Consider the following 24,268-nt stretch of genomic DNA (forward strand, 5'->3'; position numbering starts at 1 on the left):
ATGGTGCGCCTCTGGCCAATGCCGGTCAATGGCGCCACTACCCGACCCTGCCGCCCCATAGAAGGAAGCCAGCCAATGCTCTACGCGATCATCAGTGAAGATGTGGACAACAGCCTGGAGCGCCGTCTCGCCGCCCGCCCCGATCATCTGGCGCGCCTGGAGGCGCTACGTGACGAGGGTCGCCTGGTCCTGGCGGGTCCCCACCCGGCGGTCGACAGCGAAGACCCGGGCGAGGCCGGCTTCTCCGGCAGCCTGGTGGTCGCCGAGTTCGACAGCCTCAAGGCGGCCCAGGCCTGGGCCGATGCCGATCCCTATGTGATCGCCGGCGTCTACGCCAGGGTGGCGGTGAAGCCTTTCAAGAAGGTTCTCCCCTGAAGAAGGCTTTCTGAACCAGCCAACTTATCAACAGCCGGTTTTTACACAATCACTGTGGACAACCCTGTTGAAACGCCGCGGATGCCTGTCGCCAGCCCCCTGATACCGGCTCCGCGGCGCAATCGATCAAATATTGAACACGCCTCCGGAGCTTCCCGTGACTGCCGCCCCCGATGGCCTGCCGCCTCTCGCCGCTCTCGATAACGCCTGTCTCGACTGGCGAAACGACGCAAGCGGCGAGGCAGCCCCTCACTCTTCCGCCTTCGACGATGTCTACTTCTCTCGCCATGATGGACGCGCCGAGACCGAACATGTCTTCGTCGCCGGCAATCGCCTGACGGAGCGCTTCAGGGAGTGGCAGGAGCCGCGCCCCTTCGTGATTGGCGAAACCGGCTTCGGTACCGGGCTCAACATGCTGTGTGCCTGGGCCTGCTTCGATGCCCACGCGGCGCCGGAGGCTCGACTGCATCTGGTGTCCACCGAGAAGTTCCCACTCGACCGCGCCGATCTGGCCCGGGCGCTGGCCGCCTGGCCCGATCTGGCAAGGCGCAGCGAGAGCCTGGTGGCGCAGTGGCCCGAGCCGGTGACCGGCGTGCACCGGCTCTGGCTCGATGAGCGCGTCACCCTCGACCTGCACCTGGGCGATGCCGCCGAGCGGCTGTCACTGCTCGACGGCCGGGTCGACGCCTGGTTCCTGGATGGCTTCGCCCCGGCGAAGAACCCCGAGATGTGGCAGCCGGCACTGTTCCAGGCGATGGCGGCTCGCTCCCGACCAGGGGCTACCTTTGCCACCTTCAGCTGCGCCGGCGTGGTCAAGCGCGGCCTGGCGGCGGCCGGCTTCACCTGGCACAAGTCACCGGGCTTCGGGCGCAAGCGAGAGATGCTCTACGGAGAGATCGCCGAGCCCCCCCTCGATGAACGCCGGCGACAGACTCCCTGGTTCACCCCACCGGCGCCCCGGCCACCTCGCCATGTCGCGATCATCGGTGCCGGCATCGCCGGCGCCAGCGCCGCCGCCGCCCTGGCCAGGCGCGGCATCGCCGTGACCCTGATCGACCGCCTCGAGCGTGCCGACCTGGAAGCCACCCATCTGCAGGGCGCGCTCTACGTCAAGCTGGCTGCCGACACCAATCGGCAGAGCCGTATCTACCTGGCCGGGCTGCTGCATAGCCGCCGCTGGCTGGCCTGGCTCGACCCGCGGCAGTCGCTATGGCGGAAGAGCGGCGTGCTGCAGCTGGCCCTGAACGACAAGGAGCAGGCGCGCCAGACGCGTTTCCTGGCCAACCACCCCCTACCGGAGAGCGTGGTGAGAGGGGTGGACGCCGCGGGAGCCAGCGCCGCCGCCGGCGTCAGGGTCGATGCCCCGGCCCTGGACTACCCCAATGCCGCCTGGGTCAGACCCATGGAGCTCTGCATACGACTGGCGGAAACGTCGGGTGTCAGTTTCCTTCGGGGAGAGGTCACGGCACTGCGGCGACTGGAAACCGGCTGGAGACTGGAGATGCGCGACGGCGAGCCCATCGAGGCCGACCAGGTCATCGTCGCCGGCGCTGCGGAAACCGTCGCCTTCGAGCAGACCACCCCTCTCCCCCTGCAGCCGGTTCGCGGGCAGCTCAGCCAGCTCGAGCTACCCTCGGGGGCACCCAGGCTGGGGCGTGTGGTCTGCGCCGGAGGCTATGTGCCCCCGGCAGCGGATGGCGTGCTCAACATCGGCGCCACCTTCGCTCCTGACGATACCGACACGACACCTCGCGAGGGCGACCATCGCGCCAACCTGGAGGAGCTGGAGCGTGGCCTGCCCCACTTCGTCGCCGCCCTGCGCGACGCCGGCACCGACCTCTCCCCGGAGCGGCTCCGTGCCCTGGTGGGGGTGCGTGCGGCGAGCCCGGACAAGACCCCCTACTGCGGCCCAGTGCCCGACGCCGATGCCTGGCGGGAGGAGTATGCAGTATTGGCCAAGGACGCCACCCGCATTCCCGAGGCACTCGGACGGCACCATGCGGGGCTCTGGATCAGCACCGCCCACGGCTCTCGCGGCCTGGCCAGTGCCCCGCTATGTGCCGAGCTACTGGCCTCGCGGATCTGCGACGAGCCACTACCCCTGGAGCAGCCGCTGGCGGACCATCTACATCCCGGCCGGCGCCTGATACGCGACCTGATTCGTGGAAAGTGATCGCCCATCCTCTTGGACGCCGGGGGCCTCGCAAGGCCCTCGCCGATGGAGGGCCGCACCTAGAGTCGGAGACTATCCCTCCTCGTCGTCGGCGAGATCTCGACCGAAGGCCCGCCACTGGGCCAGGGTCATCACCTCGGTGCTCTCCGTTCTGAGGTCATGGGCGATGATCAGCTCGCTGCGTTCCAGCTGGCGCTTGAGTTCGGCCACCCAGCCACGCATGCCCTCGCCGGTGTCGGTGGTGTCGTAGCCCTGGCGAGTGACGAAGGCCTCCAGCAGGGCATCCAGGGTCTCCCCCGGCAGCATCCGGTAGGGCACCTCGATAAAGCGGTCGCCGCTCATGTCTCGCCCTCCTCGTTCTCATCCGTGGCGACGTCGCCGGCTTCCCAGGCGGCCAGCTGCGCCAGGAAGGCCGCCTCATCCAGTACCGGCACACCCAGCTGCAGCGCCTTGTCGAGCTTGCTGCCGGCGGCCTCGCCTGCTACCAGGCCGGCGGTCTTCTTCGACACGCTGCCCGCCACCTTGGCCCCCAACGCCTGCAGGCGCTCCTTGCCCTGATCGCGGGTCATGCTCTCCAGGGTGCCGGTCAGCACCCAGGTCTGCCCGACCAGGGGCTGAGGACGCTCGACGACGGCCTGCTCCTGCCAGTGCAGACCACAGGCGACCAGGTCATCGATGGTCGCGCGGTTGTGCGGCTGGCGAAAGAAGGTGTGGACATGGGCGGCAACGATGGGCCCGACATCATCGACTCCCTCCAGGGCCTCCCGTTCAGCCGCCATCAGCGCCTCCAGGGTGCCGAAATGCCGCGCGAGGCTGGCCGCGGTGGCTTCGCCCACCTCGCGGATGCCCAGGGCGTAGATAAAGCGAGTCAGGGTCGTCGCCTTGGCCCTCTCCAGGGCCGCGACCAGGTTCTCGGAGGACTTCTTGCCCATGCGCGGAAGCGTGGCCAGCGTCTCGGCCTGCAGGCGAAAGAGGTCCGCTGGGGTGGCGACCCAGTCCCGCTCGACCAGGCCATCGATCAGCTTCTCCCCGAGACCATCGATATCCAGCGCCCGGCGTGAGGCAAAATGCTTTAGTGCCTCCTTGCGCTGGGCGGGGCAGTAGAGCCCCCCGGAGCAGCGCGCCACCGCCTCGTTCTCCAGGCGTTCGATCTGCGCATCGCACACCGGGCAGCGCTCGGGGAAGACAATCGCACAGGCATCCGCCGGTCGCTTCTCCTCGATCACCCGTGCCACCTGCGGGATGACATCACCGGCACGCCGGATAACGACGGTATCGCCGATCATCACCCCGAGCCTGGCGATCTCGTCGGCGTTATGCAGGGTGGCGTTGGAGACGGTAACTCCCGCCACCGAGACCGGCGCCAGGCGGGCCACCGGGGTGATGGCACCGGTGCGCCCGACCTGAAACTCGACATCGTTGAGCCGCGTGGTCTGCTCCTGGGCCGGAAACTTGAAGGCGATCGCCCAGCGTGGCGCACGGGCCACGAACCCCAGCTCACGCTGCAGACGTAGCGCATCGACCTTGATCACCACGCCGTCGATGTCGTAACCGAGCGAGTCACGCTTCTCGCCGAGCCGGCGACAGTAGTCGACCACCCCCGCGGCGCCCTGCACCACCTCAAGCTCACTACTGGTGCGGAACCCAAAATCGCCCAGGTGGGCCATCAAGCCGCTATGGGTAGCGTCACCCGGATCGGGCTCGACGCGGGCCACCTGATAGGCGCTGAAGGTCAGCGGACGAGTGGCGGTCACCTTGGGGTCGAGCTGGCGCAAGCTACCGGCGGCGGCGTTGCGTGGATTGGCGAAGACCTTGGCGTCATCCGACCGGGCGCGCTCATTCATCGCCTCGAAGTCGGCATGGGAGATGATTACCTCGCCACGCACCTCGAGCAGGGCTGGCGGTGTATCACCACGCAGCCGCAACGGTACCGAGCGCAGGGTGCGCAGATTGGAGGTGATTCCTTCGCCGGTGCGGCCATCGCCGCGGGTGGCCCCGCTGACCAGTTCTCCCGCGGTGTAGACCAGGGATACCGCTGCACCGTCCAGCTTGGGCTCGCAGCAGAAGGCGATCGAGGCGACGTCACGCTCCAGGCGTTCGGCTACTCGCCTGACGAAGGCCTCCAACTCCTGTTCGTCGAAGGCATTGTCCAGCGACAGCATGGGCACCGCATGCTCGACTTCGGGAAATCCTGCTTCCGGGGGGGCCCCCACCCGCTGGGTCGGCGAGTCCGCCGTCACCAGCTCGGGATGCTTGCTCTCGATCTGCTGCAATCGACGCAGGCGGTGATCGTAATCGGCATCGGTCAGGTGTGGATCGTCGAGAACATAGTAGCGATAGTTGGCATCATCGAGTTCGGCGCGCAGCCGCTCGACCTCTTCGCGTCGCTTCGAGTCAAGCTGGGTCATGGAATTCCGTGTCTGGGTCTATCGCAGGGCCTCAGCTCGCGAGGCGGAAATGATCGCCTAGCTTACCAAAGCAACAACCCTCGTGGGGCCTACCTCACGAGGGTTGTCTTTGGGTTGTGCGGCGAGCGCCCAACGGCATTAATTCACCTGATAGCGATGCAGGCGGTTGCGGCGCACGAAGTCCTGAACACGCTGTCGAGCGAACTCCACCGTCTGGGCGGTCATCACGCTCTGGTGTTCGTCCTTCAGCTCGCCGCCCAGGTGTCGCACGATGACCATGGCGGTCTCGACCATCGCCTCGAAGGCGGCACCGCTGTCCTCGGCTCCCGGCAGCGGCATCAGCAACGTGATGCCCGGCGTGCGGAAATCATCGATCGCCTCAATGGGGAAGGTCCCGGGCTTGACCACATTGACCATGGAGAACTGCAGACGGCTCTCGGGGTCCTCGGTCTCGAAGCGATGGAAGATGCCCATCTCGCGATCGTAGCGCAGGCCACAGGCAAGCATCAGATCGAGTAGAGCGGTTCCGGAGAACCCCTCCTCGTCACGGGCCATGACCGAGATGACGATAATCTCCTCGGACTGGCTGAGCGTCAGTCGGGCATGTTCCGCACTCACATCGTGGCGTAGCGCCTTTTCCAGCACCGGATGGACACGTACCTTGTCGCTGTGGCGGGGTGCCTCGAAGGCCTTCTCCTCGGCGGATACCGCCGCCGCTTCGTTTGCTTCCGCTTCGGACGCCAGGCGACGGCGCTCGGCACCACGGGCAGATTCCGCTTCGGCCTGGGCCTGACGCTTGCGTTCGGCCTCATCGGCCAGCTTGCGTGCCTTCTCTTCCTTGCGCTCCTCCTCACGTCGCGCCCTGTCCACACGCTTCTGCTCACGGCGCTCGGCCAGATTCTTCTGCAGCGAAGCACCGAAGCGCTGAACCGAGCTCCCCATGCGCTTCGAACCGCTCTTCAGGGAGTCACCCATGCCGTCGAAATCCACCAGGCGATAGTGCTCATCTTCGTCGACACTGTCATGATCCTGTGGGTCGGCAACCAGCGGCTCGGTAGAACGATGCGAAGGGCCAAACTCTGCCCTCCCCTCATCGGACGCAGGCGCAGAAACGTCCTGGGACGTGTCATCCAACGAGGCAAGCGTTGGTTCAAGACGCTCCTCCGCATGAAAATCACCCTGTGTGGCGAAACTGCTGGCTGGCGACGTCATCGGCTCGGCAGACTCTGACGCGGCCTCTCCCTCCCGAGAGGTAGAGGCCTTCCAGCTGGAAAGCACCCGCGATGGACCAGGATGTTCCTGGCGCTCCAACTTGGGTTTGGGCTGCACATGGCCGTAGTCTGCAGGTCTGACGACCCGCGCCCCTCCATTGGGCAATTCCCAGTTAACCTCGGCCTTGCGGGCCGCTTCGTCGGGGTCGGTGCCAAGGGCGTCCTCCGCCACCTCATCGAGGCGTGGGGTTCGTCGTTGACGCTGCAGACGCCGCACTCCATCCACCACGATAAGGGTTACCAACGCCAACCCCAGGATGATCAGCCACTCTCTAAGTTCCATGGATCGTCAGCCTTTCGCTAGGGCGCCATGCCAGATGCGTGTTTGTCACCAGCATAGCGCGATTGCCGAAAAAGGAGCTAATTTTTTTATTTGTCAAGCATCGGTGATCTATCAAGACAAGCTTGACTCGCCCCTTGCAATCGCCCTTCGATAATTCCCCTGCTTCCATGCACTGCAACATATAATCTTTCCTTGTTACCCCTTTTCGACGCTTCCTTCAAGCGTTCAAGCCTCGGCCAGCGCCGCGGCTTCCTCGACATCCACCGCGACCAATCGTGACACCCCCGGCTCCTGCATCGTCACTCCCATCAACCTCTCGCCGGCCTCCATGGCGATCTTGTTGTGGGTGATATAGATGAACTGCACGCTCTCGGACATCTCCTTCACCAACCGGGCATAGCGCCCCACATTCGCATCATCCAGTGGGGCGTCCACCTCGTCGAGCATACAGAAGGGGGCAGGATTGAGCTGGAAGATGGAGAAGACCAGCGACAGGGCCGTCAACGCCTTTTCGCCACCCGAGAGCAGATGAATAGTGCTGTTCTTCTTGCCCGGGGGCCGCGCCATGATCGCCACTCCCGTCTCCAGCAAATCCTCACCGGTCAGCGTCAACCATGCGGTCCCGCCACCGAAGACTCTGGGAAAAAGCGATTGCAGCCCCGTATTGACCCGTTCGAAGGTATCACGGAAACGACTGCGGGTTTCCTGGTCGATGCGCCGAATGGCGCGATCGAGGGTCTCCAGCGCTTCGCTCAGCTCGGCGTGCTGCGCCTCCAGATAGTCGCGGCGCTCGGCCTGCTGGTCATACTCCTCGATGGCCGCCAGGTTGATGGCACCCAGGCGACGAATGCGCTCGGCAAGCTGCTCCAGGCGTGCCTGCCAGGCGGATTCGGTGGCGGCGGGGTCCAGCGTCTCGGACAGCTGGCGCTCGTCATGCCCCAGCTCCCGCAGCTGTTCATCCTGCCCCTCGGCCTTGAGACGCAGCGCCTGAACCTGCATGCGCGACTCCTGCAGGCGCTCGCGGATACCCTCCAGTGCCCGCTCGTGGGACTGGCGTGCCTGCTCGTCCTCGCGCAGCCGCTCGACCAGCTCGGCGGCACGCGCGCGCACCGCATTGAGACTACGCTCCTCGCGCTCACGCCGGTCGAGCAGCTCCTCCAGGCGCTCACGGCGCTCCTCCTCCGGCTCGCTGAGCAGCTCGCGCTTCTCTTCCAGCTCCGCGAGGCGCTCCTGGAGTCGCTGACGGCTCTCGCCGGCACGCTCCCGTTGCTCGGCCAGGCCGGCTCGCTCGGCCACCAGGCGTTCCTGCTCCAGTGCCAGACGCTGCAACTGCTCGGCCAGGGGGCGCTGCTGCGCGCGCAGGCTACCCAACCGCTCGCGTGCCGCCTGACGCTCTCTCTCCAGCCGCTCACGGTGATCGGCGCCGGCCTCCAGACGCTCCATGGCGGCCTGCCACTGCTCGCGCACCTCGTCGATGGCCAGGCGGGCCTCTTCGCGTGACTCCCCCAGACCGGCGAGCTCCTCCGCCAACTCTGCGAAGCGTCCCTGCAGATGCTCCAGCCGACTGCTCAGGCCACTATCCTGGACGGCGAGCTGCTGATAGCGTCGCTCGAGGTCACGCTCCGCCTGGCGACACGCCTCGAGGTCGGCCTCGGTTCTCTCGGCGCGCTCATTGGCCAATGTCAGGCTTGCCTCATGATCGGCCAGGCGTGCCTCGACCCGGTCGAGCGCCTCGCGGACCTCTCCCTGTCGACGCCGGCTCACCAGCAGGGCATCCGGGCCATCACCACTGACGCGCTGACGCGCCCAGCCACGGCCCAGCCACAGACCATCGGCGGTGATCAGGCTCTCCCCTGGCCCCAGCTCATCACGTCGACTCCAGGCCTCATCGCGACTTTCGACACAGCACACCGCCGCCAGCCACTGGGCGGCAGCCCCGGCACCCTCAACCTTGGCGGCCAGGTTCTCTGATGCGACCCGGGGCTCATTCGCGTCGATCAGCCCAAGCTCCCCCGGTGTGGTCACCAGGGCCTCGAGGCGCCCCTCAAGGGGGGCGACCCGGGCGCGCAGCCAGGGGGCCAACACCCAGGAGACGGCCGCCTCCCAGCCGGGGGCCACCGTGAGGCACTCGCCAAGACGCGGCGCCTCTCCAAGGCCATGTTCGGCGAGATGCGCCTCCAGGGCGTCATCGTGGTCGGCCAGCCCTGCCTCGATCAGCGCCTCCAGCGAGGCCAGCTCACCGGCCAGCTCGCTACGCGCCTGGCGCTCCTCCTCTCGCCCGGCTTCTGCGGCGCGCGATGCCTCACGGGCCAAGTCTCGGGCTTCGGCGAGGGCCTCGCGACGCCCTTCGAGAGCCTCGCGCTCGAGCTCGATCTCGGCCAGCTGTTCGGCGATTTCACCGCGCTGGGCAGTCAACGCCTGGAGATCGGGCAGCTCCTGCTGCTGCTGGCGGCGTCGCATCAGGTCGGCATCGAGCCCCTCCAGACGCGATTCCAGCCCGCGCAGGCGATCCTGGCAACGCTCGGCGTCTCGACTCTGTTCGCGCCAGCGCTCGCCGAACGCCTCCCAGGCGCTGTCGGCCTCCTCCGCTTCGGGCTCGGCCTCCTCCAGTGCGGCTTCGAGCTCCTCGAGACGTTCGGCGAGCTCCTCCCTTTCGGGAACAAGGGTCGCCAGGCGCTCATCCAGGCTGACCAGGCGCTCGCCATCGTTCTCGCCGAGGCGGTCGAGGTCGGCAAGCTCACGACGCCCCGCCTCGAGGTCACGGGCCAGCTGCGCATCACGGGTACGGCCATGCTCCAGATCCTGTTCCAGGCGAGCAATGGCGGTGGTGGTCTCGAAGAATCGCGACTGTTCGGCGTCGAGTTCGGAAGCGAGGCGATCGTGGTCGGCCCGCGCCTCTTCCAGGCGGTTCTCGCACTGGCGCAACCCCAGCACCTCGCGCTCCACGGCGGTCTCGAGCTCGGCGACGCGGCTCTCCTCCTCGCCCTGGCTGGCCCGCAAAGCCCGTGCCCGCAGCAGGGCCAGCTCGCCCTTGACGCGATGTTCGTCATTCTTGAGCTGCTGGTAGCGGCGCGCCGCCTCGGCCTGACGCTTCAGGCGCTCGAGCTGCTTGTCGAGCTCCTCCCGGATATCCTCGAGACGCTCGAGGTTATCCTGGGTGCGGCGCATGCGGTTCTCGGTCTCGCGGCGCCGCTCCTTGTATTTGGAGATGCCTGCCGCTTCCTCGAGGGTGGCGCGCAGCTCCTCGGGGCGCGCCTCGATCAGCCGTGAAATCATGCCCTGGCCGATGATCGCGTAGGAGCGTGGACCGAGCCCGGTCCCCAGGAAGAGGTCGGCAATATCCCGACGACGGCACTTCTGGCCGTTGAAGAAATAGCTCGACTGTCCTTCGCGAGTCACCTGGCGCCTAACCGCGATCTCGGCATACTGGGCATAGGGGCCACCCATGGCACCGTCACGATTATCGAAATGCAGCTCAATGGCGGCCTGCCCCACCGGCTTGCGGCCGGTGGAGCCGTTGAAGATGACATCGGCCATCGACTCGCCGCGTAGAGTCTTGGCCGACGACTCGCCCATTACCCAGCGCACGGCGTCGATGATATTGGACTTGCCGCAGCCATTGGGCCCGACGATGGCGGTCATGTTGCTGTCGAAGGGGACCGTGACCGGATCGACAAAGGACTTGAAGCCCACCAGGCGTATCGATGTCAAACGCATCGTCGGCTACCCCACCGGCTCATTCGACGACGCGATCGATCACGACCTCGACCGGCTCGCCGTCGGTCTCCCCCACGGCCACGTCGGTACGCTCGCCGAACATGTCCCCGGCCTGAGGCGTGGCCTGCCCACTCGACGAGACACGAACCACCAGTCGCGCTTCATCCACCTGGGCGAGATTGGCCTGGGGCGACATGGCATGGCGGCGATCGAGCACCAGCTCGGTCGGCAGCTCGCCCAGTGTCAGTCGTGCCACAGCCAGTGGCGGCAGTTCACCGGCCATGTCTCGGGCCACCACGAACACCGGGGTCGTGTCGTCGAGACGGCCAGCGAGCTCGTCATCCAGGCGAACCCGGGCGAGGATGCCCGGACCCTGCGGCTCGGTGTCGGCCAGCGGATCATCCTCGGGGGCCTGACCGAGGCGCTGCTGGGCGATCTGGATACCCTGGCGCAGGGCCTCGCCGGTAGCGGGGTCGTTCATGCCGGCGATGGCGCGTCGCCAGTTGTTGATGGCTTCCTGGTAGGCACCACGGTCGAAGGCCTCGATCCCCAGCAGGCCAAGCACCGTGGGTTGGCTGGCATTGAGTGCCAGGGTCTCGTCGACCAGTGACTGAACACGGTCGGTCAACTGGCGGCCAGCGACGAAGAATTCGATCTGGGCCAGCTGTGCCAGCAGCGCGGGCTGGCGACCCTCGATCTCGATCAGTCGCTCCAGGGCATCGATGGCCTGCTGGCCCTGGCCGCCATCCCGATAGAGGGGAAAGAGCATGCCCCAGACATTGGGGTTGTCCGGCTGGCGTGCGGCCTGCTCCTCGAGGCGTTCGATTAGCATCTGTGCCGAGCCCTCGGGGTGAGTCATGACCTCCTCCTGCACCGCGAGCAACGCCAGATCGCCCTCGGCACCCTGCCGCTGATACCAGAGCGCACTGGCCACCACGACACCCAGCATCACCAACGGAACTGCCAAGCGCCCGGCGGCCGACGGCTTGAGCGGAGCGCGCTTTAGGCGCTCGGTATCCTCGAGGAGGCCACGCTCGAGTGCCAGGCGATCCTCCTGGTAGCTCGCCTCGTCGGTATCGCCACGCTCCAGAGCCGCATCCAGGGACGCCAGGCGGCGCTGGTAGATGGCCACGTTCTGGTCGGCCGAGCGATCGTTGACCTCATGATCGCGCTGGGCATCGTGCAGCGCGCGAGCTCGCTTCAGCGGCGCTACCAGCAGCCAAAGGGCCGGTAGCAACAACAAGGCAAAGGCGATCCACAGCAGAGTCATTCGGTTCTCTCGCGGTTGGTCAGGGCATCCAGGCGGGCGCGCTCCTCGGCTGAGAGCGCCCTGTTGGAGGCGTTGCGACGGGCGCGCACCAGCAGACCCACCAGCACCAGGCCAAGCAGACCCAGAACTACGGGCAGGCCCCACAACAGGAAGGTGCGGCCCTCGAGGCGCGGGTTATAGAGCACATAGTCTCCGAAGCGCTCCACCATATGGTTCCGGATCTCGATATCGGCCCGCCCATCCATCAACAGCTGGTAGACGCGATCGCGCATATCACCGGCGACCGGGGCATCGGAATCATTAATGGCCTGATTCTGACAGGTCGGGCAGCGCAGGGAGGCGGTGATATCGCGATAACGTTTCTCGAGTACCGGGTCGTCGAACTCGCGCACCTCGATGGCGGCAGCCTGCGCTAGCCCGGCCATCAACAGCAAGAACAGGCCGGCCACCAAAATCAGCGGATCTCGTCGCATCAACGCCATTGCTCCACCTCCGGAAGGATCGTCTCGGCAACATCGTTGGGCGCGATGTAGCCGGTGTGGTGATAGCGAATCACCCCGTCACCGTCCACCAGGAAGGTTTCGGGGGCGCCATAGACGCCGAGCTCGAAGGCCAGCTTGTTTTCGGGATCGAAGATATTGACCTCGAAAGGGTCACCGAACTCCTCCAGAAAGCCCAGCGCCTTCTCCCGGGTATCCTTCCAGCTGACGCCCACCAGGCGTATGTCATGGCGCTCGGCGAGATCGAGCAGCTGAGGCATCTCGCGCTTGCATTCGGGGCACCACTCCCCCCAGACGTTGACCAGGGTCAGTTCGCCGGTGGTCAACAAGTCGCGGTTGACCCGTCGCTCGGGCGCCTTGAGGGTCGCCAGATCGAACTCGGGAAAGTCGCGCGCCATCAACGCCGACTCGCGATGGAAGGGGTTCAGGGAGAGCCCCTGGTAGAGGAACACCGCCAGGGCCAGGAAGCCGGCGAGCGGCAGCAGCAGAAGCAGACGACGATTCATGCATTGGCCTCCCGCCGGGTCGTGCCGAGCGCCCGGGACTCGGGGTCGGGCGCGGTAGCCAATCGGCGATAGCGCTTGTCGGCCACCGCCAGCACACCTCCGAAGGCCATCAGCAGCCCTCCCAGCCACAGCCAGCGAACAAAGGGCTTGTACTGCACCCTCAGTGCCCAGCTACCGTCTCCCAGGTCCTCGCCCATGGCCACGTAGAGGTCACGCAAAAAGCCGGGGCGCAGCGCCACCTGGGACATCGGCATGCGTGTCGCCAGATAGAGACGCTTCTCGGGATTCATCGTGAAGCTGCGGCGGCTGTCACCCCGCTGTACCGAGATGTTCGCTCGGTCGGCCACGAAGTTGGCTCCCTCACGATGGGAGAGCTCGTTCATGATGAAGGTGTAGCCCGCCACCTCGACGCTGTCGCCCGGCGCCATGCGCACGTTCTGCTCGATGCTGTAGTTGGAGACCACCGCCACTCCGACGATGCTCACCGCGACACCCAGGTGGCCAAGCTGCATGCCCCAGTAGGCCAGTGACAGCTTCTTCAGCCCGGCCCCCACGGAGCTTGCGTTACGGGTCTTCTCGAAGAGGTCACGCAGCATCGGCAGCACGATCCATAGCGCCGCCACCAGGCCCAGGGCAACCGCCGGGCTCCACCGCTCGGCAAACAGCAGCGGCAGTGTTACCCCCAGCACCACAGCACCCACGGCGGCGAGCCATAGCCGCCTGACCAGCAGGCGAACCGGCGTCTGCTTCCAGCGCGCTACCGGCCCCAGCCCCATAAACAGCGCCAGCACCAGCGTAAGCGGTACGAAGAGTGCATTGAAATAGGGAGGGCCGACGCTGATCTTGCCCAGGTCCAGGGCGTCGAGCAGCAGCGGATAAACGGTGCCCATCAGTACGGTGATCGTCATGATCACCAGCAGGATGTTGTTGATCAGCAGCAGGGCATCCCGGGAGAGCCAGGTGAAGCCCACCTTGTGGCCGACTCGCGGCGCCCGCAGCGCGAACACCAGCAACGACAGGCCCACGGTGATGCCCAGCAACATCAGGATGAACTGACCACGGGTGGGGTCATTGGCGAAGGCATGCACCGAGGTGAGCACCCCAGAACGCACCAGGAAGGTGCCCAATAGCGACAGCGAGAAGGTGAAAATCGCCAGCAGCAGGGTCCAGCTCTTGAAGACGCCACGCTTCTCGGTCACCGCCAGCGAGTGCATCAGCGCCGTGCCGGTCAGCCAGGGCAGTAGCGAGGCGTTCTCTACCGGATCCCAGAACCACCAACCGCCCCAGCCCAGCTCGTAGTAGGCCCACCAGCTGCCCAGGGCGATGCCCACGGTCAGGAAGGCCCAGGCGAGGTTGGTCCAGGGGCGGGCCCAGCGTGCCCAGGCGGCATCCAGACGCCCCCCCAGCAGGGCGGCAATGGCGAAGGCAAAGACCACCGAGAAGCCCACATAGCCCATGTAGAGCATTGGCGGGTGCATGATCAGACCAATATCCTGAAGCAGCGGATTGAGGTCGGCACCATCGGCCGGAACGCCGGGTAATAGCCTTTCGAAGGGATTCGAGGTGATCAGCACGAAGGCCAGAAAGCCCATGCCGACCAGGCCCAGCACCCCCAGCACCCGCGCCATCATATCGCGGGGCAGTTCGCGTGAGAAACGCGCGGCGAAATAGCCCCAGGCCGCCAACATCAGGCTCCACAGCAATACCGAGCCCTCATGGTTGCCCCATACGGCGCTGAGCTTGTAGTACCAGGGCAGCATGGAGTTGGAGTTGTTGGCCACGTTGGTCACGCTGAAGTCATCCAGCATGTAGCTGGCCGTCAGGCAGGCGTAGGCGATGGCCACGAACAGCAGCTGTCCGGCCGCCATGGGCCGGGCATAGGCCATCCATAACGGGCGGCGAGTGGCCGCACCCGCCAATGGCAACACACCCTGCACGGTGGCCATCAGCATGGCGATCACCAGGGCATAGTGGCCGATCTCGGGGATCATCAGAATCTGCATGGGGTCTCCGCTCGTTACTGGCTAGCGCCTTGCTGCTTGGCGTCCATACGCGCACCCACTTCGGCGGCCTTGGCCTGGTAGTCCTCCGGCGAGTAGCCGGCCTCTTCCAGGGCCTGGGCCACCTCGGGGGGCATATAGTTCTCGTCGTGGCGCGCCAGCACCTGGTCTGCGCGCAGCCACCCTTCGGGCTGCAGCTCACCGACCACCACCACCCCCTGCCCCTCGCGAAACAGGTCGGGAAGAATACCGCTATATCGAACCTCGAGATCATCGACATAGTCGGTCACCATGAACTCGACGTCGAGGCTCTCAGGATCCCGGGCCACGGTGCCCTCCTTGACCATGCCACCGGCGCGAATCTGACGCTCGAAGGGCGCATCTCCAGCGGCGATCTGGACCGGGCTGAAAAACAGGTTGATATTGCTGCGCAGGGCATAGAGGGTCAGCCCCACGGCGATGGCCGCCAGTGCGATCAACCCCAGCGACAGATAGAGTTTCTGTCTGCGTTTAGGCCTCATGGCGTTCTCCCCCCGTTCGGTGTGAAGTCTGGTTTGTCGCGGCCTGACGGCGACGGCGACGCTGGAGCAAGCGCAGCAGTCGGCGGCGCTCCGCCCTGGCGTGCAGCACAATGCCGATCAGCAGGGCACCGGTCACGCCCCAGCTGGCCCATACATAGGGGGCATGCCCCCCCATCGCGAGAAAGTCCTGGAAGGAATCGAAAGCCATCAGCCCTGGTCTCCGGCGAGTTCGCGCACCCAACGCTTGTTCGATTCACGACGCAAAATCTCGCTGCGCGTGCGCATCAGGGTGACGGCGATAAAGAAACAGTAGAACCCCAGTACCATGATCAGCAGCGGCGCCCACATCTCCACCGGCATCGCCGGACGCGAGGTCACGCTGAAGGTGGCCGGCTGGTGCAGGGTGTACCACCAGTCCACCGAGTACTTGATGATCGGGATATTGATCACCCCGACCATGGCCAGCACCGAGGCCGCCCGCGAGCCGCTGTCACGACTGGAGAAGGCGCCACGCAGAGCGATGACGCCCAGGTAGAGGAACAACAGGATCAGCATCGAGGTCAGGCGTGCGTCCCACATCCACCAGGTCCCCCAGGTGGGCACGCCCCACACCGCCCCGGAGAACAGCGCGATAAAGGTCATGGAGGCCCCCAGCGGCGCCATCATCGCCGCCGCCATGTCGGCGACCTTGATCTTCCAGACCATGAAGATCAGCCCCGCTACCGCCATGCTGACGAAGATCGACTGGGCGAGGAAGGCCGCCGGCACATGCACGTAGATGATGCGGAAGCTGTTACCCTGCTGATAGTCCTGAGGAGCGAAGACCAGCCCCCAGACGCTGCCTGCCAGGAGTAATATCACGGCGGCGGTCCAGAACCACGGCATCAGGCGTGCACTGATGCCGTAGAACCATTTGGGCGAACCAAGCTTGTGAATAAAGGACCAGATCTTGCCCATTGATTGCGTCTCTCGCTTGAACGTTCAACCGTTGATGCTGATGCGCAGCGATGCCGCGATCGCCCAGGGAGCCAGCATCAGTGACAGGGCCAGCAGGGCCCCCAGGATCGCCAGATGCGCCGCGGCGCCATCCCCCATGATTGCCGCTTGTACCGCTCCGGCACCGAAGATCAGCACCGGGATATAGAGTGGCAGCACCAGCAGTGACAGCAGCACCCCACCACGTGACAACCCCACGGTGAGTGCCGCGCCGATGGCGCCGATAAGACTCAGGCTGGCAGTGCCCAGGGCCAGGGAAAAAGCCAGAATCAGATAGCTCCCTGACGGCAGCGCCAGCATGATGCCCAGCAGTGGTGCCATCAGCGCCAGGGGCAGGCCGGTCAGCAGCCAGTGCACCGCCACCTTGGCGAGCCCCAGCATGGCCAGCGGCTGCGGGGTCAGCAACAGCTGCTCGAGGGAGCCATCCTCGTAATCGCTGCGAAACAGACTGTCCAGTGACAACAGTGCCGCCAGCAGCGCCGCCACCCACAGCAGCCCGGGGGCGATGGTCGCCAACAACTCCGGGTCCGGCGAGATGCCGATCGGAAACAGCGTAATCACCAGGGCGAAGAACACCAGCGGGTTGAGTACCTCGCTACGCCGACGCATCAGCAGGGTCAGATCACGCTTGAGTGTTGCCCAGACTGCGACCAGCAGACCGCCGCGAGGTTCCCCGTCGCTGCCTTGACGCCCCTCGCTCATACGCGTGTCAATGCTCGGCATCCTGTCCTCCCCGACCGAGACGAATATGCCGCAGCTGATGTGAAGCCTTGAGTTCATGGTGGGTGGTCACCAACACACACCCGCCCGAGCGGGCATGTGTCACCAGGCGAGCCTCCAGCGCCTCGACGCCTTCGCGATCGATGGCGGTGAAGGGTTCATCGAGTACCCATAGTGGCCGCGGCGTCAGTTCCAGTCGGGCCAGCGCCACCCGGCGCTGCTGACCGGCAGAGAGCTGACCTGCGGGAAGATCCTCGAAGCCAGCCAGCCCCACCGCCTCCAGGGCCGCCAGTCGCGTTGGCTCCTGAACCGGCTCACCGGCCAGCGCCTGATACCAGGCGAGATTCTCCAGCGGCGTCAGGGCCGCCTTCACACCTGGGGCATGGCCCAGATAGAGCAGATTCTCGAGGAAGGCCTGGCGCGCTTGGCGCATCGGACGCTCGTTCCAGAACAGCTCACCCTGATAGTCGGCGAGCTGCCCGGAGAGGATCTTGAGCAGGGTGGTCTTGCCGCTGCCGTTGGGGCCCTCAACGCGCACGATCTCGCCCCCTCGAATATCGAGGTCGAGGTCCTTGAACAGCCACCGGTCATCCCGTTCACAGGCCAGGTCACTAGCTTGCAGGCGCAGGGTCAAGACACACTCCGGTGGATGGGTAGTTTGGCCCGAGACTCTACACGTAAAGCCCTTTTCCTGCCAGAGAGGGGTACCGCGTCGGCCGGTCGCAGTTGACGTGCATCAAGCGCATCGTCGATTACTCACCTTGCCAGATTTGGCGTCCCTGCTATGCTCTCTAAACACTGTATGTTTCAACAGGAGGTATGCCATGTTCGAGGCCAGCACGCGGTACATGATACGTCACCCCAACCGGCGCCTCGCCGAGGCGTGGTCGCCCTGCCCTCTTCCCGGCGATCCCCAGGACGCACTCGAGGAAATGGTCGACATCCCCCTGCTGGGCAGCATCGCGGCGGGGATGCCTATCGAGGCCTGCCCCAGCGTCAGCCATATTCGCGTTCCTCGTCGCATGGTGCGTCGCAACACCTACGCCCTACGGGTGTGTGGCGACTCCATGATCGATTGCAACATCTTCGATGGAGATGTGATCATTATCGAACAGTGCGAAAGCGCGGAGAATGGCGAGACCGCGGTGGTAATGATCAATGGCCAGGAGGTCACCCTGAAGAAGCTCTATATCGAAAAGTCCGGCGTGCGTCTGCAACCCGCCAACCGGCAGATGGCCCCCATTTTCCTGAAGAACAGCGATATCCAGGTGCTGGGGATGGTGATGGGCGTGGTACGTCAGGGCGAGCTGGCCGCCTGATGCGTTACCCGGTACCCGATCTGCCCCCCGGCGAATGGCAGGAGAGCGAACTGGAGGTGGAGAGGAGCCGCTTTATCACCTGGCTCTGCCATGCCCCGACCATCGCCGACTTCGAGGCGCTGCTGGAGCAGGCGCGCGAGCGCCACCCCAGCGCCAGCCACCACTGCACCGCCTTTATCGCCGGACCTCCCGGTGAGCAGGCGGCCATTGGCTTCTCCGATGATGGCGAACCCGGCGGAACCGCCGGGCGCCCCATGTTTCAGGTGCTCGAGGGCTCCGGGCTGGGTCAGGCGGGCTGCGTGGTCATTCGCTACTTCGGCGGCACCAAGCTAGGCACCGGCGGACTGGCCCGAGCCTACGCCCAGGCCGTCTCCCAGGCACTGGAGGTGCTGCCCCGTCGCGAGGTGGTCGAGCGCACCTCCCTGAGGCTCCGGGTCGACTTCTCGGGCGAGGCCGAGGCGCGCGGCTGGCTGAGCGAGCGCCGGACCCCGGTGGAAGAGGCCGATTACGCCGCCGATGGTGTCTGGCTGACCGTTGGCTGGCCAAGCGATGTCGAGGTCGACCTGAGTCCGCTGGCCTCGCGGCTGCGTGGCAACCTCGAAATTCTCGCCGACGATTAGTCAAGACTCGGAAAGGCATGCAGAAAGGCATCCGAAAAAAAGAAAGGCGCCCGCAGGCGCCTTTCACTCGCATGGCCGATGCCATCATCAGCCGAGGTACTTGATCATCACCCCCGCGGCCACCGCCGAGCCGATCACCCCGGCCACATTGGGCCCCATGGCATGCATCAGCAGGAAGTTGTGCGGGTTGGCCTCGAGCCCCACCTTGTTGGAGACCCGGGCCGCCATCGGTACCGCCGAGACACCCGCCGAGCCGATCAACGGGTTGATCGGTACACGGCTGACCACGTTCAGCAGCTTGGCCATCAGCACGCCGGCGCAGGTGCCGATTCCGAAGGCCACGATGCCCAGGGCCAGGATCCCGAGTGTCTCCACGGCCAGGAAACTGTCGGCCATCAGCTTGGAGCCCACCGAGAGGCCCAGAATGATGGTGACAATATTGATCAGGGCATTCTGTGCCGTGTCCGAGAGGCGCTCCACTACCCCGCACTCGCGCATCAGGTTGCCGAAGCAGAACATCCCCAGCAGCGGCGCCGCATCGGGCAGGAAGAAGGCGACCAGCAGCAGGATGGCGATGGGGAAGGCGATCTTCTCGCGCTTCGACACCGGCCGCAGCTGGGTCATGGTGATCTCGCGCTCCTTCTGGCTGGTCAGCAGCCGCATGATCGGCGGCTGGATCAGCGGCACCAGCGCCATGTAGGCGTAGGCCGCCACGGCGATCGCCCCCAGCAGCTCCGGGGCCAGCACGCTCGACACATAGATCGAGGTGGGGCCGTCGGCGCCACCGATGATGCCGATGGCGGCGGCCTGGTTGAGCGAGAAATCCATCACCCCCAGCGACGAGAGCCCCACCGCCCCGAACAGGGTGGCGAAGATGCCGAACTGCGCGGCCGCCCCCAGGAAAAGGGTACGCGGATTGGCCAGCAGCGGCCCAAAGTCGGTCATCGCCCCCACGCCCATGAAGATGATCAACGGAGCGATACCGGAGGCGATGGCAACCTTGTAGAAGCTGTAGAGCATGCCGTCACCGTAGCCGACGCTGGCTGCCACATCGCGACCCGCGCGCAGCGCATCCGCCGTGGCCTCCTCCTCGACCACCCCCTTGAGGAGCTCGCGCCACGCCTCGACGCTCGCCTGAGGGTCGAGGGCCACCCCGAGGGCCCCGGCGATCCGCTCCAGCACCGCCGGTTTGGCCACCTCGATGGCCTGGTCCAGCGCCGACAGCGCCAGGCCCGCCTCGGGAATATTGGCCAGAATGCCACCGAAGCCGATCGGTACCAGCAGCAGCGGCTCGAACTTCTTGGCGATGGCCAGATAGAGCAGCAACATGCCGACCAGAATCATCACGGCCTGGCCCGGGGTCAGGTTATAGACCCCCGAGCCGTACCAGAGTGTCAGTAGTTTCTCCATGACGGGTCCCTTAGAGCTCGATCAGCACGTCACCGACGGCGACGCTGTCGCCCTCGCCGACCTTGACGGCGGAAACGGTGCCGGCGCTCGAGGCACGCACCTCGGTCTCCATCTTCATCGCCTCGAGGATGATCACCACATCACCCTCGGCGACGCTGTCACCCTCACGCACGTTGACCTTGAAGATATTGCCGGCCAGGGGGGCACTGATCGTCTCGCCGGGCGACGCTTCGCCGGGCGACGCTTCGCCGCTCGCAACAGGGGCAGAGGCGGCGGCAGCCGGTGCGGCCTGCTCCTGAATGGCGCCGACCTCGCCGCCTTCGGCGACCTCGACCACGTAGGCCTTGCCGTTGACCTTGACGGTGTAGGTCTCTGGGCCGGAAACCGGCGCCTTGGCCCCTGCCCCGCCCTGCTGTGAAGCGGCCGGCAGGTTGGCACTGGCACCGGGGCTCTCACTGCCTGGTGCCTGAGGGGTCGGTTCGAAGGCGTCGGGGTTATCGCGGTTGGCGAGGAACTTCAGGCCGATCTGGGGGAAGAGCGCATAGGTCAGCACGTCGTCGATCTCGCGCTCGCCTTCGGCCAGGCGGATGCCGTCGGCCTTGGCCTTCTCCTTGAGCTCGGCGGCCAGCCTGTCCATCTCGGGGCTCAGGTTGTCGGCCGGGCGGCAGGTGATCGGCTCGCCTCCCTCCAGGACGCGCGCCTGCAGCTCCTTGTTGAACGGCGCCGGGGCGGCACCATACTCACCCTTGAGCAGCGCCTGGACCTCCTTGGAGATCGACTTGTAACGCTCCCCCATCATCACGTTCATCACCGCCTGGGTGCCGACGATCTGGGAGGTGGGGGTGACCAGCGGGATGAAGCCCAGGTCCTCGCGCACGCGCGGGATCTCCTGGAGGACGTCGTCGAGCTTGTCGCCGGCCCCCTGCTCCTTGAGCTGCCCCTCCATGTTGGTCAGCATGCCGCCCGGCACCTGGGCGATCAGGATGCGTGAATCGATGCCCTTCAGCGAACCCTCGAAGGCGGCGTACTTCTTGCGCACCTCGCGGAAGTAAGCGGCGATCTCCTCGAGCAGTTCGAGGTCCAGGCCGGTATCACGCTCGCTGCCCTGGAGAATGGCCACCACGGACTCGGTGGGGCTGTGACCATAGGTCATGGACATCGAGGAGATGGCGGTATCGACGTTGTCGATGCCCGCCTCGGCGGCCTTGATGGCGGTAGCGGTGGACATGCCGGTGGTGGCATGACACTGCATGTGGATGGGAAGATCCACGGCCTTCTTGAGCCTGGAGACCAGTTCATAGGCATCGTAGGGCTTGAGTAGCCCCGCCATGTCCTTGATGCAGAGCGAGTCTGCCCCCATGTCGGCGATGGTCTTGCCGAGCTCCACCCAGCCATCCAGGGTGTGCACCGGGCTCACGGTGTAGGAGAGCGTGCCCTGGGCATGACCCTCGACCTTGCGCACCGCCTGAATGGCACGCTCCAGGTTGCGCGGATCGTTCATGGCATCGAAGACCCGGAAGACATCGACGCCATTGGTCCTGGCGCGCTCGACGAAGCGATCCACCACATCGTCGGCGTAATGGCGATAACCAAGCAGGTTCTGGCCACGCAGCAGCATCTGCTGGGGAGTATTGGGCATGGCGGCCTTCAACGCCCGTATCCGCTCCCACGGATCCTCGCCGAGATAGCGGATACAGGCGTCGAAGGTGGCCCCGCCCCAGGATTCCAGCGACCAGAAGCCGACACGGTCGAGCTTCTCGGCGATGGGAAGCATGTCATCCAGACGCATGCGGGTAGCAAACAGCGACTGGTGGGCGTCGCGCAGGACGACATCGGTGATGCCCAGCGGGCGAGCGTTGTCAGTCATGGGGAGACCTTGGAGTTGTGGTTGGTGGTGGTAGGAAAGACACCGGAGAAGGAGGGGTCAGCGACGGTGGCGGCGACGATAGCGATGCACCGCGGCAGAAATCGCCACCATGACATCATCGTCCTGACTCGCCTGAGAGGCTGCGCGGCCACGTGTCGGCGACACCGCCGGCGTCACGGGCTCGGGGAAGAAGCGACCGATAAACTTCGACATCAGGGTGGTCACAATGACTAGCAAGGTAAGAAAAACAAAAACAAAGCCCATGCCCAGGGCCATGAGGGAAAGTCCCTCCTCCAGAAGCTGCGTATCCTGCATTGGGCGCCTCCCGTATGAATCATTCGCCACCACCGGCGCGGTTACGCCATGCTGGGTGGCTTGCGTAGAATCTGCAATGCTATAACCTGCCAGATTGTCGACAAATTGCAATGGGGTCATGGTGGAAGTCAGCGTTGTTAATTTACTACAAGATACTCCCGGACGTCTCGGTCTGGCCCCCATGGAGGGCGTCATCGATGCCCACACCCGGGCCCTGCTGACTCAGCAGCCGGGCTTCGACTGGGTGGTCACCGAGTTTGTGCGCGTGGTCGATACCCGCCTGCCGCCACGGGTCTTCTACAAGCACTGTCCCGAACTGCAGCACTCCCCCCGGACGACCCCCTCAGGCGTACCGGTCCAGCTGCAGCTGCTTGGCTCCGACCCCAAGGCCCTGGCCGCCAACGCCGTCCAGGCACTGCGCCTCGGCGCCATTGGCATCGATCTCAACTTCGGCTGTCCAGCCAAGCTCGTCAATCGTCATGATGGTGGCGCCTCGCTGCTGCGCGACCCGCGGCGCGTGCATGCCGCGGTTGCCGCCGTCCACGAAGCGGTCGGCCACCGCATCCCGGTGACCGCCAAGATTCGCCTGGGATACGCCGACCGCCGCCTGGCACTGGCCTGCGGGCGCGCCGCCCAGGCCGGCGGCGCTCGGCACCTGGTGGTGCACGGCCGCACCCGTGAAGAGGGCTATCGCCCACCGGCTCATTGGGAGTGGATCGGCCGCATACGACGCGACCTTTCCATCCCGGTGATCGCCAATGGCGATATCTGGACTCTCGAGGACTACTGGAAGGCGCGTACGCTCTCCGGCTGTCGACATGTCATGCTTGGACGTGGCGTCCTGGCCGACCCCTGGCTGGCGGCCCGCATTCGCCACTGGCATCTCACCGGTGAGCGGCTGGCAGCCACGCCCTGGGCGGCGCGGGCAGAGATCCTGCACGAGTTCGCCACCCTCAAGCGCAAGACCCTTCCCGAACGCATCGTGGCCTCGCTGATCAAGCAGTGGCTCAATCATATGCGCCGGGCAGACGCCGAGGCGGCTCGCCGCTTCCAGCGAGTCAAGCGGCTTACCCTGCTCGACGAGCTACTGGCGGGCCTGCAGGCAGACAGTGCGCAGTCAGCCAGTCCTCCTCCGAGCCTGGCAGGCGCGGCGGCGGGGTAAGCTGACGCCACTGCAGGATAGACAGACACTATTCTCAGGAAAGAACGGCATTAACCGAGGAAAGAAAGGTACTATCGCAGTAAAGAAAGGCACTATCGCAGGAAAGAAAGACACTAGGGCAGGAAAGAAAGACACTGGGGCAGGCAAAAAAAGAGGCGCACGTCGCAATGGCGACGGCGCCTCAAACGATCGCGGAACCGGTGCCCACGCTGGGTACGACCGGTCCGGCTAGCGAGAAAACATCACGAACAAAACAGAAGACCCGCCCTGCGAGAGGACGGGTCGGTATCTGGCGCGCCCGGGAGGATTCGAACCTCCGACCACCTGATTCGTAGTCAGGTACTCTATCCAGCTGAGCTACGGGCGCTGATGCTTCACGGTATCGTTATGGCGGAGAGGGAGGGATTCGAACCCTCGAAGAGGCTATAAACCCCTTACTCCCTTAGCAGGGGAGCGCCTTCAGCCACTCGGCCACCTCTCCCTAACGACACGGCGCATATCTTACCGTTTCCGAAGGGGTTTGTCCAGCACCCCGGCGGTTTTTTTATTAACCGCCCCTGCGCACTACACGTCGTGGTCAGAACCTTCCTCGTCGCTCCTCTCACGCTGAATGCGCTGGTAGATCTCTTCGCGATGGACTGCCACATCCTTCGGTGCATTCACACCGATACGGACCTGGTTACCCTTCACGCCCAACACCGTCACGGTGATGTCATCACCGATCATCAGGGTCTCGCCGACACGGCGGGTCAGGATGAGCATGGCTGATCTCCTTCTCAGACTTGTTCTCTGGCTGGCAACGGGGTGCTGGCCGACGGCATCACGCCGTCTCAGT

General features: G+C 65.4%; 22 protein-coding genes and 2 tRNA genes. 5 read left to right on the forward strand and 19 right to left on the reverse strand.

Features of this window, described 5'->3' with window-relative positions:
• The first annotated feature begins 75 nt into the window (after positions 1-75).
• Positions 76-375 (forward strand): YciI family protein, encoded by a 300-nt coding sequence (locus tag GRB80_RS12980; protein ID WP_132045049.1) that lies wholly within the window; start codon positions 76-78, stop codon positions 373-375.
• A 157-nt stretch (positions 376-532) separates the two neighbouring features.
• Entirely contained in the window at positions 533-2,548 is a 2,016-nt protein-coding gene (gene mnmC, locus GRB80_RS12985; protein ID WP_161423847.1) for a bifunctional tRNA (5-methylaminomethyl-2-thiouridine)(34)-methyltransferase MnmC2/FAD-dependent 5-carboxymethylaminomethyl-2-thiouridine(34) oxidoreductase MnmC1, read from the forward strand.
• 72 nt (positions 2,549-2,620) lie between these two features.
• Here mnmC and GRB80_RS12990 read toward each other — a convergent pair whose 3' ends face one another.
• The 13 genes from GRB80_RS12990 to ccmA all read right to left on the reverse strand — a co-directional run bounded on the left by GRB80_RS12990 (position 2,621) and on the right by ccmA (position 17,374).
• Entirely contained in the window at positions 2,621-2,890 is a 270-nt protein-coding gene (locus GRB80_RS12990; protein WP_132045053.1) for a YheU family protein, read from the reverse strand.
• Complete coding sequence (ligA, locus tag GRB80_RS12995; protein WP_161423848.1) at positions 2,887-4,956, reverse strand: NAD-dependent DNA ligase LigA; 2,070 nt, start codon at positions 4,954-4,956, stop codon at positions 2,887-2,889. The genes GRB80_RS12990 and ligA overlap by 4 nt, the downstream gene beginning before the upstream one ends.
• Before the next feature lie 138 nt (positions 4,957-5,094).
• A complete protein-coding gene (gene zipA / locus GRB80_RS13000; protein ID WP_161423849.1) occupies positions 5,095-6,510 on the reverse strand; it encodes a cell division protein ZipA in 1,416 nt (471 codons plus the stop codon).
• A gap of 225 nt (positions 6,511-6,735) precedes the next feature.
• A complete protein-coding gene (gene smc, locus GRB80_RS13005; RefSeq protein ID WP_161423850.1) occupies positions 6,736-10,227 on the reverse strand; it encodes a chromosome segregation protein SMC in 3,492 nt (1,163 codons plus the stop codon).
• A gap of 19 nt (positions 10,228-10,246) precedes the next feature.
• Entirely contained in the window at positions 10,247-11,497 is a 1,251-nt protein-coding gene (gene ccmI / locus GRB80_RS13010) for a c-type cytochrome biogenesis protein CcmI (protein ID WP_161423851.1), read from the reverse strand.
• A complete protein-coding gene (locus GRB80_RS13015) occupies positions 11,494-11,979 on the reverse strand; it encodes a cytochrome c-type biogenesis protein (protein ID WP_161423852.1) in 486 nt (161 codons plus the stop codon). The genes ccmI and GRB80_RS13015 overlap by 4 nt, the downstream gene beginning before the upstream one ends.
• Positions 11,970-12,503, reverse strand: coding sequence for a DsbE family thiol:disulfide interchange protein (locus GRB80_RS13020; RefSeq protein ID WP_132042717.1), 534 nt, complete (start codon positions 12,501-12,503; stop codon positions 11,970-11,972). Before GRB80_RS13020 ends, GRB80_RS13015 begins: the two co-directional genes overlap by 10 nt.
• The gene (locus GRB80_RS13025) at positions 12,500-14,506 is read right to left on the reverse strand and encodes a heme lyase CcmF/NrfE family subunit (protein WP_161423853.1); all 2,007 of its coding nucleotides are present in this window, start codon (positions 14,504-14,506) and stop codon (positions 12,500-12,502) included. Before GRB80_RS13025 ends, GRB80_RS13020 begins: the two co-directional genes overlap by 4 nt.
• A gap of 14 nt (positions 14,507-14,520) precedes the next feature.
• Entirely contained in the window at positions 14,521-15,024 is a 504-nt protein-coding gene (gene ccmE / locus GRB80_RS13030; protein WP_161423854.1) for a cytochrome c maturation protein CcmE, read from the reverse strand.
• The gene (ccmD, locus tag GRB80_RS13035; RefSeq protein ID WP_161423855.1) at positions 15,014-15,232 is read right to left on the reverse strand and encodes a heme exporter protein CcmD; all 219 of its coding nucleotides are present in this window, start codon (positions 15,230-15,232) and stop codon (positions 15,014-15,016) included. The genes ccmE and ccmD overlap by 11 nt, the downstream gene beginning before the upstream one ends.
• Positions 15,232-15,972, reverse strand: coding sequence for a heme ABC transporter permease (locus GRB80_RS13040; RefSeq protein WP_161424352.1), 741 nt, complete (start codon positions 15,970-15,972; stop codon positions 15,232-15,234). The genes ccmD and GRB80_RS13040 overlap by 1 nt, the downstream gene beginning before the upstream one ends.
• Before the next feature lie 33 nt (positions 15,973-16,005).
• Positions 16,006-16,743 carry a heme exporter protein CcmB gene (ccmB, locus tag GRB80_RS13045; protein ID WP_374708586.1) on the reverse strand — a complete coding sequence of 246 codons (738 nt, stop codon included), beginning with the start codon at positions 16,741-16,743 and terminating at the stop codon, positions 16,006-16,008.
• Positions 16,730-17,374, reverse strand: a complete 645-nt coding sequence (ccmA, locus tag GRB80_RS13050; RefSeq protein WP_161423856.1) for a cytochrome c biogenesis heme-transporting ATPase CcmA — start codon at positions 17,372-17,374, stop codon at positions 16,730-16,732. The genes ccmB and ccmA overlap by 14 nt, the downstream gene beginning before the upstream one ends.
• A 190-nt stretch (positions 17,375-17,564) precedes the next feature.
• On the opposite strand from ccmA, the gene lexA reads away from it, so the two are divergent.
• The gene (gene lexA / locus GRB80_RS13055; RefSeq protein ID WP_161423857.1) at positions 17,565-18,059 is read left to right on the forward strand and encodes a transcriptional repressor LexA; all 495 of its coding nucleotides are present in this window, start codon (positions 17,565-17,567) and stop codon (positions 18,057-18,059) included.
• Positions 18,059-18,679, forward strand: coding sequence for an IMPACT family protein (locus tag GRB80_RS13060; RefSeq protein ID WP_161423858.1), 621 nt, complete (start codon positions 18,059-18,061; stop codon positions 18,677-18,679). The genes lexA and GRB80_RS13060 overlap by 1 nt, the downstream gene beginning before the upstream one ends.
• A gap of 87 nt (positions 18,680-18,766) precedes the next feature.
• Here GRB80_RS13060 and GRB80_RS13065 read toward each other — a convergent pair whose 3' ends face one another.
• Genes GRB80_RS13065 through GRB80_RS13075 form a run of 3 tightly spaced genes read right to left on the reverse strand, consistent with a single transcriptional unit; the run spans position 18,767 to position 22,271 of the window.
• On the reverse strand, positions 18,767-20,089 hold the full coding sequence (locus GRB80_RS13065) for a sodium ion-translocating decarboxylase subunit beta (protein ID WP_161423859.1): 1,323 nt from the start codon (positions 20,087-20,089) through the stop codon (positions 18,767-18,769).
• A 10-nt stretch (positions 20,090-20,099) separates the two neighbouring features.
• Positions 20,100-21,956: a sodium-extruding oxaloacetate decarboxylase subunit alpha gene (oadA, locus tag GRB80_RS13070; RefSeq protein ID WP_161423860.1), complete on the reverse strand. Its 1,857-nt coding sequence runs from the start codon at positions 21,954-21,956 to the stop codon at positions 20,100-20,102.
• 57 nt (positions 21,957-22,013) lie between these two features.
• Positions 22,014-22,271, reverse strand: coding sequence for an OadG family protein (locus GRB80_RS13075; protein ID WP_161423861.1), 258 nt, complete (start codon positions 22,269-22,271; stop codon positions 22,014-22,016).
• A 181-nt stretch (positions 22,272-22,452) separates the two neighbouring features.
• Between GRB80_RS13075 and GRB80_RS13080 the strand changes: the two genes are divergently transcribed.
• The gene (locus GRB80_RS13080) at positions 22,453-23,433 is read left to right on the forward strand and encodes a tRNA dihydrouridine synthase (RefSeq protein WP_161423862.1); all 981 of its coding nucleotides are present in this window, start codon (positions 22,453-22,455) and stop codon (positions 23,431-23,433) included.
• Positions 23,434-23,723: 290 nt separating this feature from the next.
• Here the strand turns inward: GRB80_RS13080 and GRB80_RS13085 are convergent.
• The 3 genes from GRB80_RS13085 to csrA all read right to left on the reverse strand — a co-directional run bounded on the left by GRB80_RS13085 (position 23,724) and on the right by csrA (position 24,195).
• A tRNA-Arg gene (locus GRB80_RS13085) sits at positions 23,724-23,800 on the reverse strand.
• A 21-nt stretch (positions 23,801-23,821) separates the two neighbouring features.
• Positions 23,822-23,914: transfer RNA gene (locus GRB80_RS13090), tRNA-Ser, on the reverse strand.
• Positions 23,915-23,997: 83 nt separating this feature from the next.
• Positions 23,998-24,195, reverse strand: a complete 198-nt coding sequence (gene csrA, locus GRB80_RS13095; protein ID WP_132042736.1) for a carbon storage regulator CsrA — start codon at positions 24,193-24,195, stop codon at positions 23,998-24,000.
• Positions 24,196-24,268: the final 73 nt, after the last annotated feature.

The sequence above is a fragment of the Halomonas icarae genome (assembly GCF_009901955.1).
Classification (GTDB): Bacteria; Pseudomonadota; Gammaproteobacteria; order Pseudomonadales; family Halomonadaceae; genus Halomonas; species Halomonas icarae.

Bases quoted from the DNA above. Each gene is read 5' to 3' on its own strand.
- GRB80_RS12980 (WP_132045049.1), top strand. From the start codon at position 76: ATGCTCTACGCGATCATCAGTGAAGATGTGGACAACAGCCTGGAGCGC.
- GRB80_RS12990 (WP_132045053.1), bottom strand. From the start codon at position 2,890: ATGAGCGGCGACCGCTTTATCGAGGTGCCCTACCGGATGCTGCCGGGG.
- ligA (WP_161423848.1), bottom strand. From the start codon at position 4,956: ATGACCCAGCTTGACTCGAAGCGACGCGAAGAGGTCGAGCGGCTGCGC.
- zipA (WP_161423849.1), bottom strand. From the start codon at position 6,510: ATGGAACTTAGAGAGTGGCTGATCATCCTGGGGTTGGCGTTGGTAACC.
- smc (WP_161423850.1), bottom strand. From the start codon at position 10,227: ATGCGTTTGACATCGATACGCCTGGTGGGCTTCAAGTCCTTTGTCGAT.
- ccmI (WP_161423851.1), bottom strand. From the start codon at position 11,497: ATGACTCTGCTGTGGATCGCCTTTGCCTTGTTGTTGCTACCGGCCCTT.
- GRB80_RS13015 (WP_161423852.1), bottom strand. From the start codon at position 11,979: ATGGCGTTGATGCGACGAGATCCGCTGATTTTGGTGGCCGGCCTGTTC.
- GRB80_RS13020 (WP_132042717.1), bottom strand. From the start codon at position 12,503: ATGAATCGTCGTCTGCTTCTGCTGCTGCCGCTCGCCGGCTTCCTGGCC.
- GRB80_RS13025 (WP_161423853.1), bottom strand. From the start codon at position 14,506: ATGCAGATTCTGATGATCCCCGAGATCGGCCACTATGCCCTGGTGATC.
- ccmE (WP_161423854.1), bottom strand. From the start codon at position 15,024: ATGAGGCCTAAACGCAGACAGAAACTCTATCTGTCGCTGGGGTTGATC.
- ccmD (WP_161423855.1), bottom strand. From the start codon at position 15,232: ATGGCTTTCGATTCCTTCCAGGACTTTCTCGCGATGGGGGGGCATGCC.
- ccmB (WP_374708586.1), bottom strand. From the start codon at position 16,743: ATGCCGAGCATTGACACGCGTATGAGCGAGGGGCGTCAAGGCAGCGAC.
- lexA (WP_161423857.1), top strand. From the start codon at position 17,565: ATGTTCGAGGCCAGCACGCGGTACATGATACGTCACCCCAACCGGCGC.
- GRB80_RS13060 (WP_161423858.1), top strand. From the start codon at position 18,059: ATGCGTTACCCGGTACCCGATCTGCCCCCCGGCGAATGGCAGGAGAGC.
- GRB80_RS13065 (WP_161423859.1), bottom strand. From the start codon at position 20,089: ATGGAGAAACTACTGACACTCTGGTACGGCTCGGGGGTCTATAACCTG.
- oadA (WP_161423860.1), bottom strand. From the start codon at position 21,956: ATGACTGACAACGCTCGCCCGCTGGGCATCACCGATGTCGTCCTGCGC.
- GRB80_RS13075 (WP_161423861.1), bottom strand. From the start codon at position 22,271: ATGCAGGATACGCAGCTTCTGGAGGAGGGACTTTCCCTCATGGCCCTG.
- GRB80_RS13080 (WP_161423862.1), top strand. From the start codon at position 22,453: ATGGAGGGCGTCATCGATGCCCACACCCGGGCCCTGCTGACTCAGCAG.
- csrA (WP_132042736.1), bottom strand. From the start codon at position 24,195: ATGCTCATCCTGACCCGCCGTGTCGGCGAGACCCTGATGATCGGTGAT.